This window comes from Rhizobium sp. USDA 4016, from assembly GCF_056279705.1.
On the sequence record NZ_JBWCCY010000002.1, the window covers coordinates 600,643 to 620,160 of the forward strand.

Genomic DNA, 19,518 nt, shown 5'->3' on the forward strand with positions numbered 1-19,518 from the left:
ACTTGTCAATAGGCTCTGCCATAAAGATGCAGCGTCGATTGACGACAGGTTTCCGGCAGTGCAGCATTCCCCATACCGTTTTCAGAGGCTCCCATGCCCTTCTCATCTAAAGATTTGACGGCGATCGACACGCCGGCGGTGCTTATCGATCTCGACATCGCGAAGCGGAACATCCAGCGCTTCCAGGATTATGCAGACAGGCACGGTCTTTGTGTGCGCCCGCACATCAAGACACACAAGCTGCCAGCCGTCGCAGAGATGCAGCTTGCAGCGGGCGCAATCGGCGTCACCTGCCAGAAGGTTTCGGAAGCCGAGGCGATGGTTTCCGGCAGCAACGCCATACGCGACGTCCTGATCACCTACAACATCATGGGTGCTGCCAAGCTGGAGCGCCTAAAGGCGTTGGCCGGAAAAGTAAATCTGTCGGTCGTCGCCGATAGCCGCGCGGTCGTCGACGGGCTGTCGGCGGCTTTCCATGCCGCGCCTGCGCCGTTGGTGGTGCTCGTGGAATGTAATACGGGCGCGAACCGCTGCGGCGTCGCGACGGTCGAGGAGGCCGAGAACTTGGCTGTCGCGATCCAGGCGGCACCCGGCCTCGTTTTCGGCGGGCTAATGACTTATCCGCCGGCAGGCGGCGAGGCGCAGGTCGAACGTTTCATGAGGCAGGCCACTACCCGCATCAATGCGCGGGGACTCACCGTTCCGGTTGTTTCCTCAGGCGGTACGCCGTCCATGATGCATGCGGCAAAGTCCCCGATAACGACGGAGTATCGTCCCGGAACCTATGTCTACAATGACCGATCGCTCGTGGCGCGCGGCGTCTGCGGCTGGGAGGACTGTGCACTGAACGTGCTCGCCACCGTCGTCTCCGTTCCCGCACCGGATCGAGCAGTGATCGACGCCGGATCCAAGACGCTGACCTCAGACTTGCTCGGCCTTGTGGGTTACGGTCATGTGCTCGGACGCGACGACGTTACGATCGACCAGCTTTCGGAAGAGCATGGAAGGCTGGTCAGCACGGGCGCGATCGGCCTTACGGTCGGGGACAAGGTGCGGATCGTGCCAAATCATGTCTGCGTCGTCACCAATATGGTTGACGCGGTCATGGTGACGAGTGGCGATCGGACTGGAGCGGAAATCTGGCCCGTCGTCGCGCGTGGAAAAATTGTTTGACGATGAAGTTGCCTGTTGTCTAGTAAAAGGTTGATCGAAAAGGCGTAATCGCAGCCCCCATGGCCGAGGCGTCGCTGCCGATCTCGGAAACAATGAGTTTTGGGCGCGGACGATCCACACCATAACGCGGGCGGCCAAACAACTCGGTGCGATCGATCATCATCTGGGCCAGGTCCGAGGGGACCTGTCCGCCGAAGACGATCGCCTGGGGGTCGAAGATCGCCCATATTGCGTTGACAAGGCGGTTGTAGGCCGGGGTAATCTCATCCACCCATTCGACGACGCCCGGCCATTGCGGATTGAAATATTTGCGCATGTAGGTGATGGAAGGGACATGGATGCCGTTCCGGCTGAGCCGTTCGATCAGAAGCTGCAGAGCCGGCCGGCGCTGGTTTTCTTGATTGTCATAGATGCCGGAGAACTCTCCGGCATTGCCATTTCCGCCCAGAAGCAGTTCTCCGTCGCTGATCAATCCGCCGCCGAAGCCGTAGTTGAAGCTTAGATAGGCGAAGTGCTTGATGTAACGGCCGACGCCGAACATGGATTCGGCGACAGCACCGGTATTGGCGCCGTTATGCACCCAGACCGGCTTACCGAAGAATTCGGCAAGCAGCGGCCCAAGTTCGATCAGCGACCATTCGTGGAGCGGCAGCGGCGCATTATAACGGGTCCCCCCCACGTGATAGCCGGCAATGGCAAAACCGATGCCGAAGAAAGCGTCCGGCGACAATTCCTTGATTTTCTGCTGTTCGGCAAGTTGCTCACGGATCAGGTCGAGAGACTGCGCCATCGTGTGTTCGCGCAGCGTCACGCTGGTCTCGGCGAGGATATTGCCTGCCAGATCCATCAAACAGAGGCCGATCACGTCGGTATTGACGGATATCCCGCACGAATAGGCATAGCGGCCTTCCAGCCTCAGTGTGGGGCTCGGCTGACCGCGGCCGACACCGGGTTTCGGAGAGCCGAAGCCGACGATACCGCGTTCTGCCAGCTGGTCGATGATGCGGTATACCGATTGCTGGGTGAGATCGGTATGAGCCGTCACTTCCGAGCGCGACAGTCCAGGATGGCGCCAGATAAGTCGCAGGAGATTGCGCTCGTTGGGCGAGACGACGCCTTCCTCAGTTGCCCTTAGAAATCGGCGGGCAATGATCGCTTCGGGGAAATAGGGCATCTCTTACACACCGGTCGGTAATTACTATGCAAGTGTAATAATTCTGGCCTGTCTCAACGTCGAAATGGCTCAGTTGCATCTTGCAATATCGAGAAATATCGGCCGCGGCAAGCTTTTCAAAACCGTCATCCAATTGTTACACGCAAAGTGTAGAAATCGCCACGTTCATGGTCTGGATTAAGTTCGACCGTATTTTTCAGGACAGGTGAGAGCGATGATGAAGATTTCGACGCTGGCGGCTGCGGCCGCCTTGATGGCAGGTGCCCATGCTGCACAGGCGGCCGATATAGAATTCTGGTACGGCAACACGGGCAATGTCGAAACCGCAATCAAGGCTGAATGCGATGCATTCAACGCGGCCCAGAAAAAACACCGCGTCACCTGCGTTGGCCAGGGCAGCTACGAAGTGTCGATGCAAAAAGCGATCGCCGCCTATCGCGCGCACAACCATCCGGTGTTGATCCAGTTCTTCGATGCCGGCACGCTCGACTTGATGCTGTCGGATGCTGTCGTCCCCGTCCAGGACATTCTTCCCGATGTCACGTGGGACAACTATATCGCCGGCGCCCGGGCCTACTACGAAACCTCCGACGGCCGGCTCTATTCGCAGCCCTACAATGCCTCGACGCTGCTTTTTTACACCAACAAGACGGAGCTCGAGAAAGCCGGCATTGCCGAACCTCCCACAACCTGGGAAGAAATCATCGATGCAGCGCGTAAGCTGAAGGCCGCAGGTCATGCCTGCCCGTTCGTCACCGATGGCGACACCTGGCGCGTGCTCGAGCAGTTCTCCGCCCGCCACGGCCTGCCGATCGCTTCGAAGCACAATGGCTATGACGGTCTCGAGGCAGAATATGTCTTCAACACGACCTTCGCTGCCACGCACCTCGCCAATCTGGTCGAATGGCGCAAGGACGGGCTGGTGAAGCTCAATGCCGATACCAAGGCCGGCAATTACACGGCAGCCTTCAATGCCGGCGAATGCGCGATGATGGAAGGCTCCTCCGGCTCCTATGCCGCCTCGGCCAAGGCTTTCGAAGGGAAATACGAAATCACCGTCGGCATGGCGCCAATGTATCGGGGCTACGAGCGCCACAACACGCTGGTCGGCGGCGCTTCGATCTATGTCATGAAGGGTCGTGACCAATCAGAGGTCGAAGGCGCCAAGGCTTTCCTCGACTTCCTTCGCCAGCCAGAGCAGCAGATGGCCTTCACCGCCGCTACCGGTTACGTGCCTGTCACCAACGACGTGCTTGATGCCATCGCCAGAAGCGGCGCGGCGAGCTCGCCCAAATATGCGACTGCCGCGATCGGCATCGGTTCGATGAACCAGCCGCGCACCGAAGACAGCCGCGGCATCCGCCTTGGCTTCTACGTCCAGTTCCGCGAGGTTTTCATGGAAGAAACCCAAAAGGCCTTTGCCGGCGAGCAAACCATGCAGGCCGCGCTTGATCGTACCAAGGCTCGCGGTGACGAGCTGCTGCGCCGCTTCGAGAAGACCTACAAAGGCGCAAAACTGCCCTGATCCGGCCACCGCCGGCGCGGCGGTCGACCCCGTGCCGGCCCTCATCATTGCAGGCTCCCCCATGTCCTCGGATTCCAATCTTTTCAGCAATCGCTGGCTGCCGGTACTCCTGGTGGCACCGTTCATGCTGTTGATCGCCGTCTTCTTTTATGCGCCGGTCTTTCAGGCGTTCTACTGGTCCTTCTTCTTGGAACAGCCCTTCGGCGGTGGTTCGATATTCGTCGGCTGGGAGAATTTTGCCCGGGTGCTTTCCGACCCGGAATTCTGGGAAGCCGGTTGGCGCACCATCGTCTTCATGGTGACCGCCTCGTCATTGGCCGTGCTCGTTCCGTTGATCCTGGCCGTCGCCGCCGACCGGAAAATCCGCCTGGCGCTGCCGGCCCGCAACGTGCTGGTCTGGCCGAAAGGGATAGCGGGTGCCTCTATCGGCGTGGTCTTCGCCTTCATATTCAATCCGTTCGTCGGTGTCCTCGCGCCGCTCAACCATGCTTTTCCGGGCATCTGGGCGCCCGGCATAGACGGTACGGATGCCTTCATCACGCTTGTCGCCGCGCATGTCTGGGGCGGCATTCCGTTCAACTTCGTCATCATCCTGGCAGGATTGCAATCAATCCCACGCACCATGCACCAGGCTGCGGCGATGGACGGGGCAGGGCCCTGGCGGCGCATCCTTGACGTGCAATTGCCCCTGATCATGCCGCAGCTTTTCCTGACGCTGGTTCTGGAGTTCACCGAAAGCGTAACGTCTGCCTTCGCACTCATCGATACGATCACCGATGGCGGTCCGGGCGGGGCGACCACGCTGCTCGTCTACAAGATCTATGTGGACGGTTTCAGTGGATACGATCTTTCCGGCGCCTCGACGCAGACCGTGATCCTGATGGTCTTCGTCATCGCCCTTGCTGCCGCCCAGTTCATGTTTGTCGGCCGGCGCATCAATTACGAGAGGTGAGCCATGGTTGAAGACGCGCGTTCGCTCAATTTCGCTGCCAGCCTCATCCTTTTGATCGGCATACTCTATATATCCGGGCCGCTCTATATGACGCTTGCGACAGCCTCGCATTCCTACGAATTCATGCTGCGCAACGGACTAGCCTGGTACCCGGGCGACGAGCTTCTTGCCAATATGGCGCGCGTCTTTTCGGAGACGCACATCCCGATCCAGATGCTCAACAGCTTTCTGGTGGCGCTCGGCAATGCGGCGGCGACCTGTGTCCTGTCGCTTCTGTCTGCCTATGCGATCGTCTATTTCCGGGTGCGATGGGCCGGTGTTGCCTTCGCGCTGATCCTTGCCACAATCATGCTGCCGCTGGAGATCCGCGTCATCACCACCTATCAGGTGGCGTCGAACGTCTTTTCCCCGCTGAACGGGTTGCTTGACGTCACCGGTCTCAACGATCTGATCGCACAAATCGCCGGAGCTCCCGTTCATCTCGAATGGAGCGTGCTCAACACACATTTTGGCCTGATCGCGCCGCTTGTCGCCCATGGCACAGGAACCTTCCTCTTCCGGCAGTTCTTCCGCACGTTGCCGACGGATCTGTTCAAGGCTGCACGCATGGACGGCGCCGGGCCGATCCGGTTTCTCTTCGATATTATTCTGCCTCTATCACGCACCAGCTTCGCAGCACTTTTCGTACTGACGTTCCTCAGCGGCTGGACGCAATATCTGTGGCCGCTCGTCGGTGCATCGACACCTGACATGCAGACTGCCGTGGTGGGGCTTGCGCGGCTCGTCCCGGACGCCGAGGGCACCGTGCCGGACTTTCCGATGATCATGGCCGGTGCCGTGATCGTTTCCATCATTCCCCTCGCAATGATCGCGCTTCTGCAACGCTATCTCGTGCAGGGTCTCGTCCTTTCGGAGAAATAGCAATGAACGCCATCGATACGGCCATCCGAGCCGCAGCTGCCGATATCAAGCTCGCAGGCGTTGCGAAGGCTTATGACGCCCAGACCGTCGTTATTCCGCCGATGGATGTGCAACTCAAGGCAGGTGAATTCACCGTCGTGCTCGGCCCTTCCGGCTGCGGCAAATCCACGCTTCTGCAGATGATCGCCGGGCTTGAACGCGTCAGTGGAGGGAAGATCGTCATCGGCGATCGGGAAGTGCAGGACCTCGAGCCGAAGCAGCGCGGCTGTGCCATGGTCTTCCAGAATTACGCGCTCTATCCACATATGACCGTGCTCGAGAATATGGCCTATAGCCTTAAAGTCGCAGGCCTATCGAAGGTGGAGCGTGCCGAGCGGGTAGAGGCGGTCGCGAAGATGCTCGGCCTTTCTGATTATCTTCATCGCAAGCCGGGGCAATTGTCGGGCGGCCAGCGCCAGCGCGTTGCGATCGGCCGCGCCATCGTGCGCGAACCAGGCGTACTGCTCTTCGACGAGCCGCTTTCAAACCTCGATGCGCAGCTCAGGCACGATATGCGCGTTGAACTTGCCGAACTCCATCGGCGCATCGGCGCCACAACCATTTTCGTCACCCATGACCAGGTGGAAGCGATGACACTCGCCGACCGCATCCTGATCCTCAACAGAGGGCGCATCGAACAATTTGATACACCGAAGGCTATTTACCACCATCCAGCTTCGGTCTTTGTCGCAAAGTTCATCGGCGCTCCGCCAATGAATATTCTGCCGGTGACCGGCGACGGTTCCGCATTGCGGCTGGCTGACGGGCAAGTCGTGGCCGAAGCCTCTTTGACCGGCAATTATCAGCTTGGCATTCGTCCAGAAGACATCGTCGCCAGTGGCCACGGCGCCGGACGGCTTCTCAAGGCAATGCTGCGTTTTCGCGAAGACCTTGGCTCCCATTCGGTACTGGCGGCCGAGCTGGCCGGATTGGTAGTCCGCATCGCGACACCCTTCGGCGTCGACACTGCCGACCTCGTTGAGCTCTCCCTGAATTTCCCTCCTTCCCGGCTGCATCTTTTCGATGCGCAGACAGGCCGGGCCATAGCCGGTGCCTTCGGCGCCTAAAGAAAGAAAGCCTCATGACCTACAAAGACTTTATCGCCGATCCGGCGCGTTCCTGTGCCGTCGTTGCTCACCGCGGTGCCTGGCATGGTGCGCCGGAAAACAGTCTGGCTGCCATCGAAAAGGCCATCGCGCTCGGCTGTGAAATAGTGGAACTCGATGTCCGCAAAAGTGCTGATGGCGAGCTTTTCCTGATGCATGACGATACCCTCGAGCGCATGGCCGGTATCGACCGGGTGGCCGAGAGTCTCACGATGGCGGAACTCCGGTCGATTGCCTTGCGTGATGGAGACGGCGGTGAAATCCGTGCGCTCACGGATCAGCGCATTCCGACGCTGAAACAGGCTTTGGAGGTCGTCCGCGGCCGCATCTTCGCCGACCTCGACCTCAAGGACAGGGCGCTTTTTCCGGAAGTCGCGGCCTTGGCGCGCGCAGAGGCTGCGAGTAACGATGTCGATCTGAAGACCACGATACACACCAGCGCCGATGTCGCATGGGTTCGTGCCCAAAATCTCGACGGCGTACCGTTCATGGGCATGGCGCTCTTTACCGCCGAAGGCACGAAAGACACGCTTGCTGTGCTCGCCGAACTTTCGCCCTTCATGTGCGAGATCCGCTTCGACAGCCTGGAGACGATCGCACGCAACCGCGAATCCTTCGTCAAGGCGGGCATGGCGCTTTGGGTCAACACGCTCGATCAGCCGGGTAGCGGCGAATGGACCGATAGCGCTGCGCTTGCCGATCCGGATTCTATCTGGGGCCGGTTGATCGATGCCGGCATCAGCGTTATCCAGACCGACCAGCCCGCCGCCCTGAAATCTTACCTGGAAGTTCGCAAGGCATGACCATGATTTCCGATGCCGTGATCTCCGTTCTGATGGAGGATATGCGCCAGGCAGGCGAGGCGGAGATCCTGCCCCGGTTTCTCGGCGTGACCGCAGATGGCATCCGCACGAAGACTGCACCGGACGATCTGGTAACAGATGCCGATATCGGTGCGGAACGCCGATTGTCCGAGGCGCTTTCGGCACACTTCCCTGAGGCACTGCTGGTGGGCGAAGAGGCGGTTTCGGCCGATCCGGAGCTGCTTGCGCGCCTGACGAATACTGATCTCGCCGTGATCATCGACCCTGTCGACGGAACATGGAATTTCGCCCATGGCGTCCCTTTGTTCGGCATGATCGTTGCCATCGTTTCCGGCGGCGAAACCGTGGCCGGGCTGATCCACTATCCCCTGACCGGCGACTTTCTTGTCGCGCGGCCGGGCAAAGGTGCCTGGCATGTCGCTCGGAACGGAAGGCCGACCCGCCTCAGCGTTGCCGCGCCCGGTCCTGTCGGCGAAATGCATGGATTCGTGCCGCTGCATGTGTTCTTGCCTGAGGAGCAGGGGGCTTTGGCTCCGCGCCTGCGCCATTTCGGCCGCACGACCACGTGGCGCTGCTCGGCTTTCGAATACCGGATGGTCGCCACCGGCGCGATGAGCTTTTCCCTGAATGCCGAATTGATGCCCTGGGACCATGCGGCAGGCGTTCTGATCCACCGCGAAGCGGGCGGCTATGGGGCTTTGCTGAACCGCGAGCCGTATCGACCGGGGATGTCGAAGGGTCGGCTGCTGCTGGCGCCGGACCTGAGCAGCTGGGAGGAAATCAGGGCAGTCTTGTCGACGGAATGACGTCTTTTCGCAAAGGCCGCCGCGACCAGAGATCCGTTGCGGCAGCTTTGCGGTCGATCTTCGGCGAAGATCTCGCAAATTATTGGCATAATACACATGGCGTTTTGAAAGTTTTTATGTAAAAACATCGAGTTAGCTCACATGCCTTCGAAGGCGCGATTAGAACTCGTGACGGAAAAGTGGAACGCAAAGTCAATCTCAAAGATGTCGCGCGCGATGCGGATGTGTCCCTCAGCACGGCCTCGCACGCCCTGAACGGAACCGCCCCACTCACGATCGAAGTGCGTGAGAGGGTTTTGAATTCAGCAAAACGTCTGGGTTATCTCGAGCGCCGAAGGAAGAGGGCGACAATTGCGACGTTGCGTGTCTTGCTGCTTGCAATTCCCGACGATGCCGCTCCGCAAAGTGACCTCAACTTGGTGAGCTGGACGATCCTCAACGGCCTTCGGAAGGAATGTGAGCGACGCGGGATAAGAACCGTACCCTTCGTCAGCACCGGCCGGAGAATCGATGGTAATCAGGTAAGGCAGATTGCGCTTTCGGAGCGCGCTGATGGTATCGTGATCTTGAATGACGATCAGCCGGAACTCATCCGAAGTCTTGCTTCTGCCGGCATGCCCGTCGTCATCATAAACGGCGAAGATCCGGCCATGCTGGTCGATACGGTCACGCCGGAAAACCGCTTCGGAGCGCGGTTGGGTATCGAACATCTGCTGGCGCTCGGACATCGTCAAATTCTGCACCTGACCTGGAAGGGCCGAACGACGATCCAGCGCCGATATGACGGCTTTTCCGACGCGTTTCTTGCCGCGCAGCTTCCTGTTTTGGACGGCATGATCCTTGAGGCTGAAGGATATGAACCCAGACATGGCGAGGCTGCCATCAATGCGCTGCTTGATCAGGATCCTGAAATGCGAGGGGCGACCGCCATCTTTTGCGCCGCCGACAACCTGGCGCTTGGATGCCTGAAGGCATTGGCTGATCGCGACATTCGCGTGCCGGAGGCGATTTCCGTGCTGGGATTCGATGATATCGTCCGAGGCGAGTTCAGCCGTCCACCATTGTCGACAATCAGTGTTCCGGCCGACAGGCTCGGCGCTGCTGCCTTGTCCCTGATCGAACAGCGGCTGATCGCCAATGATCCGCACCGGCCGGCCCACCGCCTGGAACTGGGATGCCATCTCGTTTTGCGTGGCAGCATTGCGCCGCCACGCTGACCGGGATCACTTCATCCCTGTTCCGGCAATACCTGTGGTGATGTATTTCTGCAGAAACACGAACACGATCGTCACAGGCAGCAGGCTGAGAAAAGTCATCGCAAGGATGTAATGCCACTGCACCGAGAATTCTCCCTGAAATGCATTCAGGCCGACCTGCAGCGTAAAATTCTCGCGGCTGTTGAGGACGATAAGCGGCCAGAGGAAATCATTCCAGCGCCAAAGGACGGAGAAGATCGCCAGCACCGCCAAGGCAGGCGCCGTCAGCGGCAGAATGATACGCCAGAAGATGCAAAATTCGCTGGCCGCATCAACGCGTGCAGCCTCAATGAGTTCGTCGGGAATCGTCAGCATATATTGTCGCAGCAAAAACACGGCTGTCGGAGAGGCGATCGTCGGAAGGATGACGCCCCAGAGGTTGTCGGCAAGACCAACGCCAACGACCACCAGATATGCCGGGACCATGACGACGGCGAGCGGGATCATCAAGGTTGAAATGATGATCACGAAAACCGTCTTGTCGCCGCGAAACCGGTATTTCGACAATGCGAAAGCTGCCATGGCATTGACCAGGAGTGTCAAAACCGTTGCGACGAACGTGACAAACACCGAGTTCTTGAGGAAGGTCAGGAAATTGAAACGCGTCAATGGATCGGCGTAGTTTTGTGTGGCCACGGTCAACCGCTGCACGGGTGTGATACTCTTTACATCGACGCTGACGGGCTTTTCCGGACTGACAGGGTCAACCATTTGGGCTTTGAGGCCGATACGGCGGACCATCGCCATTTCGCGCTTCTCACCATCAATGGTGACCTGCCAAAGGCTAAGCGGCTTGTCGAATCCGGGTACAGTCTGCTCGACGGCAGCGCGGGGAAGCAGCGTCGGCGGAAACCGGGTGATTTCAGCCGCCGGCTTCAGCGAGGAAAGGCCCGCCCAGACAACGGGAACAAGCACCGCAAGGGTTCCGGCAAATAGCCAGATCCATGACAATATGTCGGTCATATCGATGCGTCCGGCCCGGCGCGTGCGCGTGAGAAACCTGATGGGGTTCATAAGGTTATCCATTTTATGACTCCATTCGCCGGCCAAGGCGCAGCTGTATCAGCGTCAGTACCAAGAGCACCAATCCCATGAGAACCGATGCCGCGGATGCAAGGCCGAAGAGACGCAGATCGCTGCTGAAAGCCATCTGGTAGATGTATTGCACGATAAAGCTGTTGGCTGTGCCCGGGCCACCGCCGTTCGTAAGAACCCAGGCTTCGTCGAAGATCTGGACGGACCGGATCATCAGAAGAATCAGAACGACCAGAAGGTTCGGCCCCAACAGGGGCAGCGTGATCCTGAAAAGCGTGCGGCGAGGCGAGGCTGCATCGATTGAGGCGGCTTCATAAAGCTCCTTCGGGATGGCCTGGAGACCGGCCAGGAGGATGAGCGTGTAAAAACCCATGTGAAACCAGACGGAGACGACCACGACGAAGAAGCGCGACCAACCGACATCCAGAAGGAAGATTTCCGGGGGTACGCCGAGCATCTGCAGGAAGGCGTTAAGCAGACCATTTCGATCAAGGAACCATTTCCAGATCAGGCCGATGACGACGGGAGACAGCAATACCGGATAGAAGAAGATTGCTCTGAAGAAGCCTCGCGCGGCAATTGCTCGATTAAGTATCAGTGCGGTGATCAGGGCGACGAGCAATGTGGCGACGACGTTGAATGCCACGAACCAAAGCGTATTCCACACAGCCGTCCAGAAAAGCGATTCCCGGCAAGTTCCGGGCCTCAGATAGTCATCGCAGGCAAGCAGGGTGCGAAAATTGTCCAAGCCGACAAACGGCCGGTCCGACACGAAAAGATTCGTCCCGCCCGTAAAGGCGTAACCCACGGCGATTGCGATGGGGAGGAACGTGAATATGCCGAACAGAACCAAATTCGGTGCCAGAAACAGCCATGGCATGCGTTTCCGGCCGAGGACGCGCTCCATCCCGTTCACGGGGGCCTCGACCACTCGCATGATCGTTTCGCCTGCCTGATAAAGGACCGCACCTTTCTTGAGCGTCGTCATATCAGAGCCTCCCTTGGCCTTGCCGCCGGCCAAACGCCAGGCCGCTTTCGGGATCGAAGAGATGAACGCGCACAGGCATAGAGTTGATCAGGACGCGGTCACCTGGTGACGGCGCGAAATGACCTGGCTCGTGAATGATGATCTGCTCGTCCTGCCCCTCCAGGTTGCCGTAGACATAGGTTTCGGTTCCAAGCCCCTCATGATACTGGACGACGAACGGCAACCCATCTTGACCGGAGCGTGAAAAGTGCGCAGGCCTGACGCCGGCAAGCACTGCCTGGCCAACCTGAATCCCGGAAAGATCCACGTCACTGATCAGCTTGCCGCCGTTGCCGACATCGACGATAACGCCGCTTTCACCGATACCGGCGACTTTACCCTTTATGATGTTCATGCGTGGAGAACCGAGAAAGCCTGCCACAAAAAGATTTCGCGGATAATCAAACAATTCCAGCGGAGCGCCCACCTGCTCTACCTGTCCGCTGCGCAGCACGACGATCTTGTCGGCCATTGTCATCGCCTCGACCTGGTCATGGGTGACGTAGATCATCGTGGTTTTGATCTCACGATGGAGTTTTGTGATTTCGGCTCGCGTCTGGACGCGCAGTGCGGCGTCGAGGTTCGAAAGCGGCTCGTCGAAGAGAAAGATATCCGGTTCGCGCACGATTGCCCGGCCGATCGCCACGCGCTGGCGCTGCCCGCCTGAAAGTTGCTTCGGACGCCGGTCGAGATAGGGCTCGATTGCCAGCATCCTGGCCGCTTCGGCAATCCGCGCCTCGATCTCGGCGCGCTTGAACTTGAGGTTCTCCAAGCCGAAAGCGAGGTTCTTGCGAACGCTCATATGCGGATAAAGCGCGTAGGACTGGAAGACCATGGCGATCTTGCGTTCGGCGGGCGAAAGCTGGCCTACATCCCGCCCACCGATAGAGATTGCGCCGGATGTTATGTCTTCGAGACCCGCGATGATGCGCAGCAAAGTCGACTTGCCGCATCCGGAGGGACCAACAAAAACGACGAACTCGCCATCCTTGATATCAAGTTCGACATCATGCAGGACCTTGATGGCGCCATATGACTTGTTGACGGTGGAAAGCTTCAGTTCTGCCATGCCCTGCTCCCATCAGGTGTCGCCGTTTCGAAGGCGACGTCTATCTTGTTCCATCCCTGCGGCAGGGGTGCTGGCCTTTTGATCAGCACCTCTTCCAGAAAGATACCCCTGACCCCGGCCACGTAGGCGGCTGGCATTCCTCCCGGATAGCGCTCAAGACCGATCACCCGTCCGTCTGAACCGCGCGTCCAGGCATTGGCGCGGCCGCCTCCATCGGCGCGCGGCGCCAAATCCGCATTCGTCGGGCGCAGGTCATAGAATTGTCCTGTGCCCAGTTGCCCGGGCTGCTGGACCAGGTTTATGCGCGCCATCCGGATGTTTCGAATGCCGGCGGAAGACGTCGAAATCAAACTGATCGCCCCCTCCATTCGGCCGGTTATGTCTTCGACGATCAGGTTCTCGATCGCCCCGGCAGTCCGCGCCGCGACGCGGTCGACGACATTGATCGTCAACGCTTCTCCCGAACCCCAGAAGCCGTCGAGCGTTTCGTGGCACTCTACTCCAATTCTCGAAAATCTGACGTTCGATATCCGACCGCCGTCGCGCGAGAAAACTCCGAGCGCACGGTTGGAGGCCGAGACATTGCAATCCTCGAATACGGCATTTGTGATATCGCCATGCGTTTCCGTTCCGATCTTAAGGGCGCAACTCAAGCTTTGGATCGAGCATCGGCGGACGAGAATATTTTCGCATTGCCCTATGGCGCCACCCGCCGGACCCATACTCGTCTTCAGGCAAACGCCGTCGTCAGCGGTCGATATCAGGCAATCTTCGATGATGGCGCCGCGGCATGCATCGAGAACGATACCGTCCGTATTGGGAAGACGATGGTCGTTCTCGATCCTCACTCCCCTGACCGCAACATCCGTGCAGTCGACAAAATGCAGCGTCCACATCGGCGAGCGGGATATATGGATGGAACTGATCTCAACCCCGTCACACGCCTCGAAGACGACAACGCGCGGTCGAAAATCGGCCGGGATGAATGTCCCTACCGTCTTGTCGTCACCGACGATGAAGTCGTCGCAACCGGCTTCGAGGCGGCCGAAGCCCGTCAGGCTTATCCGCCGCGCATTTTTGGCGACGATCATGCCGCGGTTTGATTTTTCGGCAATGACCGAAACGGTCGTATGTGCATACGCGTCATAGTCCGGGACCGGACGCAGGATCGCGCCGGCGGCCAGATGAAGATCGACGTCGGATTTGAGCTGGAGCCCCCGGCAAATATGGATACCCGCCTCAAGTACCACGCGCCCGCCGCCTGAAGCCGACGCTTGGTCGATCGCTGCTTGCAATCGAGCGGTATCGTCGCTGCCGGCCGCATCGATCGAGATTGGAGACGCCGCGCTCATTGCAGGTGACCGCGCTCCAGAAGGACTTCCGTCAGGAGCAGCATGGTGAGCGCCTGGCCGTAAGGCGTCGGCACATTCGGTATGCGCCTATAGAAATCGAGGTCGTGGCCCATCGGTGTGCCGTCCGAAACACCATGGACCACGCCTTCCTCGTCGATGCGTGCCAGCACGGCCGAAAGCGCCCGCTCGGCGTAGATCCGGTCGCTGCTATCCAGAATGCCGGCATCTACGCCACGCAGGATGCCGTAGGCAATTCCGGCGGTGGCTGACGTCTCCAGTGGCGACGAGGGGTCGTCCAACAAGGTTGTGAACATTCCGTCCGGCCTCTGGCACGCCTTGAGCGAGCGTACCTGGCTCGCAAGAACATTGGAAAGGTAACGCCGGTCCTTCTCCCCCAGCATCGGCACAAGCTCGAACAGCTCCGGGATGGCCACCGTGATCCAGGCATTGCCGCGAGCCCAAAAGGCATTGGCAAAATTGTGCCGTCCATTGAAAGTCCAGCCATGATACCATAGCCCACTCACCGGATCCGACAGGTAGCGCGTGTGGATCACGAACTGATAGACAGCTTCGTCGATCCATTCGTCGCGTTTGCAAAGCACGCCAGCGCGCGCGAGAAAGAGGCAGGCCATGAACAGCGTGTCGTCCCAAAGCTCGCCCTCGTTGAGGCGTTCCTTGACAACGTGTTGAAAGCCACCGTCCTCGGTTTTTGGCAGTTCCTTTACCAACCATTCGGCCCAGTCTTCGACAAGGGCGACAAAATCGGGACGATCGACATGCTGAACGAGGATGGCAAGCGGCAGCATCGGAGCCGTGCTGTTGATCTGGCGTGGCGGTAGGCCCCGCTCGATCTGGCTGCTGTACCAGGCCACAAGGTCCTGAAGCGCTTTTTGATCATTGGTGGAAATCGCGCGTCTTAGGAAGCCGTAAAGACCAACGCCGACTTCCCAATCCCATTCGTCGAACTGGATCCCCGAGGTGGACTCGGCGGTCGCCAGGCCTTCCCTGATACCCTTGAGACGGCTGAAAGCCATCGCGACCCGATCGATGGTCGAAAGAAGGGCGGTATTGTCGACAGAGGTTGGGTTCATGCTGGCACCTATATTCAAGAGTAGAACGGTCTTTCAGTGTCAGCGTCGGATGCCGCACTGTCGTAGGTAAGGATTGGGTGCGGTTGATCGTAAGCGAAGGGCATGGCCTGCCCACCGAGCGACAGCCCGTCGGCATAAGACAAGCTGATGGCCGGACCGCCCCCTGGCGTCAGCACAAGACGTCGACGCTCGCGGTCGAAGGAGACCGCCGTCTGACGGATGCGCTCGACGAAGGTGGTGAACGCGTCGCCATCGCCGCATCCGACAATTGCTGCCCAGCCACAAAGCGACCCATAGGAACGCACTTCGCGGCCAGCCGTTGGACCGTCCGAGATCAGGTCCAGACCGTTTGATGCGTAGATGGCAGAAAAACCGTTGCCCGAGCGCGCCATCAGCCAATTGGCGTCGATGACGAGATCGTCCAGACCGTCGCGGCCGATATAGGCGTGCGTCCATGCATGCCGTGCGTCGCGGGTTTCCTCGATCAGAAGGGCGACGTCACGATGCTGGGTGACGCGCGGCAGAATGCCGTTGCCGGCCCAATAGGACGGCCTTTGATTGCCCCATGGATCATCCTCGCCAGGATGGTTGATCCAGAGCCTTGCCATGGGATGGCCAGCCAGGCGCACATCGATGACATGCTGCTGATGTCCCTTCTGCCCGGTCTTGTGATCGATGACGGTCGAAAGCTGTGCCGCTTCGTTCTTGAAGAGGACGAGCTTTGCGCTCTCCAGGCCCTGACTATAGCGAGCCTCCACACTTCTGCCCGGAACCAGGTTTGCAAGATCGGCGAGATCGGCAGGCGGTTCGTAGCTGCCCGCGCAAAACAACGGTAACGACGCCACCCCACTGTTGAGCCAACCGGTTCCGAAAGCGACTTGTGCGAAGGGTGCGAGCTCGGTCAGAGGGCCGGCGCGCAGCTCTTTGTCATAGGCGCGGCCCTGCGATCCGGCCGGAACACCCGAAAGCGTGTGCAGAGCGATCATCCGGAAAATGAGATCGAGCTGCGCACGCGCGCGCTCGGCAATGGACGCCTCAGCCCAGCGCTCCAGCGCCAGCAGCCCGATGAAGTCGACCGGGTAGTATGCAGCCGAATTCCATTCCGCAAGGCCGTGTGCTTCCACACTGTCGAACCAGTGCGCCAGGCGCGCGGCGGCGAGCTCTGCCTGCTGTCTTCCTGTCCTGCCCGAAGCTGAAAAGATCTTCTCCGGCAAGAAAAGCCCCGCCAACAGTTGGCTTGTGTGAAAGCACAGCACGTGGTTTTCGCTCCAAAACCACATTGCGTCATTGCCCGGCTCGTCGACCCAATAGCGGTAAGACAGAACGGAGTGCTTTATGCGATCGACGGTGCCGGCCGGCATTTGAGCGGCATAGGCGCCAAGCAGCCAAAGAAGCGGCACCATGATGAAATCCGAGCAATCTTCACGCGCATCGATAGAGGCGAGCGTTGCTTCCATGATGCGGTCAAAGCTCGCCTGGTCTTGGTAGCCGGTTTCCATCATTGCAACGATGCGCGCCACACGATCAGCACCGAAGCGGGCGCTGTATTCGAGCGCTTGCCGCTTGCGATCCTTCAGTGTCGCCTTGAGTGACGATGGAGAAATGTTTGCAAGAAAGCCGGCATCGATGACGCGCGTGACCGATCCCGGCCCGCTGCCGATCGTCAGATGCACGCCATGATAGCCGTCTGCAATGCGACACACATTTTCGGCTATCAGACGGCTTTGATGGGCACGCAGGGTCAAGAGAGAGTGTGCGAGAATAGGCCGCTCATGGCCGTGGCCGATGACCTTCAGCTCCACCGGCACGTCGCGCTGGGGCGCCGTATCGAATACCAGTTCCAATGGCTGGTTGACGAAGACGTCGCGTGCAGGGCGCACGCCGCGCGCAAGGTTTTCCAGTTCGCGGACTTCGTCCTGATCCAGCGCCACAGGCAACAGCACGCATAGCGGCTCCTTGTCCAGCACTTCAAGTTCGAAGAACCAGGTCGTGTCGCGTTCGGCAAGGTCCTCGGAGTGAACGAGAATCTGGTTGTCGCCGGCTTCCAGCGACAGCGCGATGTCCGTTGAACTTTCCAGATTGCGCCTGAACGGTTCGAAACGCACCGCTTCCTGCCCATTGACCCATATGCGAACCCCGCCGCAGGTCTTGAGCCTGAGATGCAGGAGACGGGGCGACGCCGTCCTGAAGGTGCCCCTCAGCCATCGACGCAGATGGGTCGGCACGTGCCAGAATCCGGTGAACTCGACGCGGCGGTTTGAGCCAGGTAGGTAGAGGCTCTTTGTCGGCCACGACGTATCGGCAACGAGTTCCCGCCCGACCATTGTTGACCAGAAAGCCTTGCGGCACGGCAGATCCCCAACGTCGACAAATCCATTGATGAAACGATAGTCGACGCGATCTTCCGCCGGCGCAGCGATGCCAGGAAAATAGCTGGCGATGAGATCAGAAACCGCCCAAGCCGTCACGGTCTGACCTTGGCCAACATAGTATGCAGCCGCCTCGAGGCCCGGCCCTTCGTTCACAGATCGCCTCCTCCGCAATCGAGTGAAAATTTTTTCATTTCCGGTTTTGTGCGAGTTCTTTTCGAGTTTTGCTCAAATATCCGCGCAACTGCCGCAGAAAATAGCTTGACGGCAGGAATGTCAAGTATATGAAATTCGTTTATCGACGATCTCAATCGCGATTTATGAAAATATTTTCATGGGAGGATGAAAATGAAGCACTCTCTTTCGGCAGCATTCGCGCTCGCTCTGACGGCCGGTTCATTCGCGTGGTCCAGCATGGCCATGGCGGAAACCAAGACGATTACTTTCCTGTTCACCGACGACGACCAGGCTTACGTCGAGCGAATGGAAGCACTCAGCAAGGAATTCGAGGCCGCACATCCCGACGTCAAGGTCAACTTTGTGTCGTCCGGTTATGACGCCGTTTCCAAGCAACTGCCTGTGCAGCTTGCCGTCGGCGAGGGGCCGGATGTCGCCAAGATTTCCGACTGGCAGCTTGCGCCATATTACCTCGACATGCGTCCTTACATGAAAGACCCCGAAGGTTTCGCCAAGCTGCATGGCGACAGTCTCAACATTCTTCGCTTCCTGGGCGTCAATGATCCGCAGTCGATCAACGGATATGTCGCGTCGCAGACATTCAATCTGCCGTTTGTAAACAAAACGCTTTTCGAACAGGCAGGCGAACCGCTTCCGAAGTCCGACGCCACGTTGAAGGAAATCGTGGAAGCGTCCGCGCGTGTTGCCAAGGCCACAGGTGCCCAAATTCCCTTCACGATGGATCGATCGGGGCATCGCTTTTCCGGCGCCGCATTCTCGTATGGAGCGACCTACGTCAAGGACGGCAAGTTCTCGTTTCCGGACGATGCCGCCAAGCGTTACATTGCGGATCTTTACAGCTGGACACAGGACGGTTCCTTCCCGAAGGAAATGTGGGGAGCGGCCGGCGGATCCCAGTACAAGAACATGGGCGACGAATTCGTCAACGGTAACGTCGTGACCTATCTTGCCGGCAACTGGATGGTGAACCCGTTCCAGCAGAAGATTGGCGATGCTTTCGATTGGACCGCGATCAGCGCGCCGTGCGGCGATGCCGGCTGCTACGCCATGCCGGGCGGCACCGCGGTTGTTGGCTTCAAGCGCACCAAGTATCCGGAGGCCGTCGCCGCCTTCATCGAGTTTCTGGGTTCCGAAAAAATCCAGCGTGAGGTCGCCGAGAATTACGTCATTCTGACAGGCGCCGACATCAAGGACCCGCAGTACAAGCTCGCGAGCAACAATGCCAAGGATGCGATGGCCGTCTTCCTGGCGAGCCGCAAGAACGTGCCGCAGGCAGCGCGCGACATGGAGCGCATGAAGGGATCCTCAGCGATCTACCAGTTGATCGTCCAGAGAATGAGCCAGTTGATCGTCGGCGAACTCTCGCTCGACGAAACCTATGCGGCGATGAGCGCCGATGTCGACAAGACCAACCAGGCAATCGCTGCCAAATAGCTGGCCACACTTAATCTCGGCAGAATGCCAACCATCCACGGCCTTGACCGAAGGCCGTGGATAGCAGCGCGCAAACGGTCGGTGCAGGCTGTGCGAATACTCGACAGTTTTTTGGCGATGATCCTTCTAAGGACTGCGTTCGGCCTTTCGCTGTTCATCATGCTGTT

General features: G+C 59.0%; 16 protein-coding genes. 9 read left to right on the forward strand and 7 right to left on the reverse strand.

The features are described from left to right. Positions 1-93: 93 nt before the first annotated feature. Positions 94-1,173 carry a D-TA family PLP-dependent enzyme gene (locus tag ACZ9DP_RS03820; RefSeq protein WP_476200339.1) on the forward strand — a complete coding sequence of 360 codons (1,080 nt, stop codon included), beginning with the start codon at positions 94-96 and terminating at the stop codon, positions 1,171-1,173. Positions 1,174-1,192: 19 nt separating this feature from the next. Here the strand turns inward: ACZ9DP_RS03820 and ACZ9DP_RS03825 are convergent, their stop codons facing one another. After that, complete coding sequence (locus tag ACZ9DP_RS03825; protein ID WP_194730564.1) at positions 1,193-2,347, reverse strand: ROK family transcriptional regulator; 1,155 nt, start codon at positions 2,345-2,347, stop codon at positions 1,193-1,195. A 217-nt stretch (positions 2,348-2,564) separates the two neighbouring features. Between ACZ9DP_RS03825 and ACZ9DP_RS03830 the strand changes: the two genes are divergently transcribed. The 7 genes from ACZ9DP_RS03830 to ACZ9DP_RS03860 all read left to right on the forward strand — a co-directional run bounded on the left by ACZ9DP_RS03830 (position 2,565) and on the right by ACZ9DP_RS03860 (position 9,737). Beyond that, positions 2,565-3,872 (forward strand): extracellular solute-binding protein, encoded by a 1,308-nt coding sequence (locus ACZ9DP_RS03830; protein ID WP_476202195.1) that lies wholly within the window; start codon positions 2,565-2,567, stop codon positions 3,870-3,872. Positions 3,873-3,933: 61 nt separating this feature from the next. Then, the gene (locus ACZ9DP_RS03835) at positions 3,934-4,824 is read left to right on the forward strand and encodes a carbohydrate ABC transporter permease (RefSeq protein WP_476200342.1); all 891 of its coding nucleotides are present in this window, start codon (positions 3,934-3,936) and stop codon (positions 4,822-4,824) included. Between the two features lie 3 nt (positions 4,825-4,827). Then, complete coding sequence (locus ACZ9DP_RS03840; protein WP_194730565.1) at positions 4,828-5,745, forward strand: carbohydrate ABC transporter permease; 918 nt, start codon at positions 4,828-4,830, stop codon at positions 5,743-5,745. A gap of 2 nt (positions 5,746-5,747) precedes the next feature. Beyond that, positions 5,748-6,851 (forward strand): ABC transporter ATP-binding protein, encoded by a 1,104-nt coding sequence (locus ACZ9DP_RS03845; RefSeq protein WP_476200343.1) that lies wholly within the window; start codon positions 5,748-5,750, stop codon positions 6,849-6,851. Between the two features lie 14 nt (positions 6,852-6,865). Beyond that, positions 6,866-7,693, forward strand: a complete 828-nt coding sequence (locus ACZ9DP_RS03850; RefSeq protein WP_194730567.1) for a glycerophosphodiester phosphodiesterase family protein — start codon at positions 6,866-6,868, stop codon at positions 7,691-7,693. After that, a complete protein-coding gene (locus tag ACZ9DP_RS03855; protein ID WP_476200344.1) occupies positions 7,690-8,520 on the forward strand; it encodes an inositol monophosphatase family protein in 831 nt (276 codons plus the stop codon). Before ACZ9DP_RS03850 ends, ACZ9DP_RS03855 begins: the two co-directional genes overlap by 4 nt. A 179-nt stretch (positions 8,521-8,699) precedes the next feature. Continuing rightward, positions 8,700-9,737, forward strand: coding sequence for a LacI family DNA-binding transcriptional regulator (locus ACZ9DP_RS03860; RefSeq protein WP_476200346.1), 1,038 nt, complete (start codon positions 8,700-8,702; stop codon positions 9,735-9,737). 6 nt (positions 9,738-9,743) lie between these two features. Here the strand turns inward: ACZ9DP_RS03860 and ACZ9DP_RS03865 are convergent, their stop codons facing one another. Genes ACZ9DP_RS03865 through ACZ9DP_RS03890 form a run of 6 tightly spaced genes read right to left on the reverse strand, consistent with a single transcriptional unit; the run spans position 9,744 to position 17,875 of the window. After that, entirely contained in the window at positions 9,744-10,790 is a 1,047-nt protein-coding gene (locus tag ACZ9DP_RS03865; RefSeq protein ID WP_194731884.1) for a carbohydrate ABC transporter permease, read from the reverse strand. 13 nt (positions 10,791-10,803) lie between these two features. Beyond that, on the reverse strand, positions 10,804-11,799 hold the full coding sequence (locus ACZ9DP_RS03870) for a carbohydrate ABC transporter permease (protein ID WP_194730569.1): 996 nt from the start codon (positions 11,797-11,799) through the stop codon (positions 10,804-10,806). A 1-nt stretch (position 11,800) separates the two neighbouring features. Continuing rightward, positions 11,801-12,907: an ABC transporter ATP-binding protein gene (locus ACZ9DP_RS03875; RefSeq protein ID WP_372416876.1), complete on the reverse strand. Its 1,107-nt coding sequence runs from the start codon at positions 12,905-12,907 to the stop codon at positions 11,801-11,803. Beyond that, on the reverse strand, positions 12,895-14,259 hold the full coding sequence (gene pglB / locus ACZ9DP_RS03880) for a polygalacturonase PglB (RefSeq protein ID WP_476200348.1): 1,365 nt from the start codon (positions 14,257-14,259) through the stop codon (positions 12,895-12,897). Before pglB ends, ACZ9DP_RS03875 begins: the two co-directional genes overlap by 13 nt. Beyond that, positions 14,256-15,350 carry a beta-galactosidase BglB gene (gene bglB / locus ACZ9DP_RS03885; RefSeq protein WP_476200350.1) on the reverse strand — a complete coding sequence of 365 codons (1,095 nt, stop codon included), beginning with the start codon at positions 15,348-15,350 and terminating at the stop codon, positions 14,256-14,258. Before bglB ends, pglB begins: the two co-directional genes overlap by 4 nt. Before the next feature lie 14 nt (positions 15,351-15,364). Beyond that, entirely contained in the window at positions 15,365-17,875 is a 2,511-nt protein-coding gene (locus tag ACZ9DP_RS03890) for a hypothetical protein (RefSeq protein WP_476200351.1), read from the reverse strand. A gap of 192 nt (positions 17,876-18,067) precedes the next feature. Here ACZ9DP_RS03890 and ACZ9DP_RS03895 point away from each other — a divergent pair, with 192 nt between their 5' ends. Then, positions 18,068-19,351, forward strand: coding sequence for an ABC transporter substrate-binding protein (locus ACZ9DP_RS03895; RefSeq protein ID WP_476200353.1), 1,284 nt, complete (start codon positions 18,068-18,070; stop codon positions 19,349-19,351). The last annotated feature ends 167 nt before the right edge of the window (positions 19,352-19,518 follow it).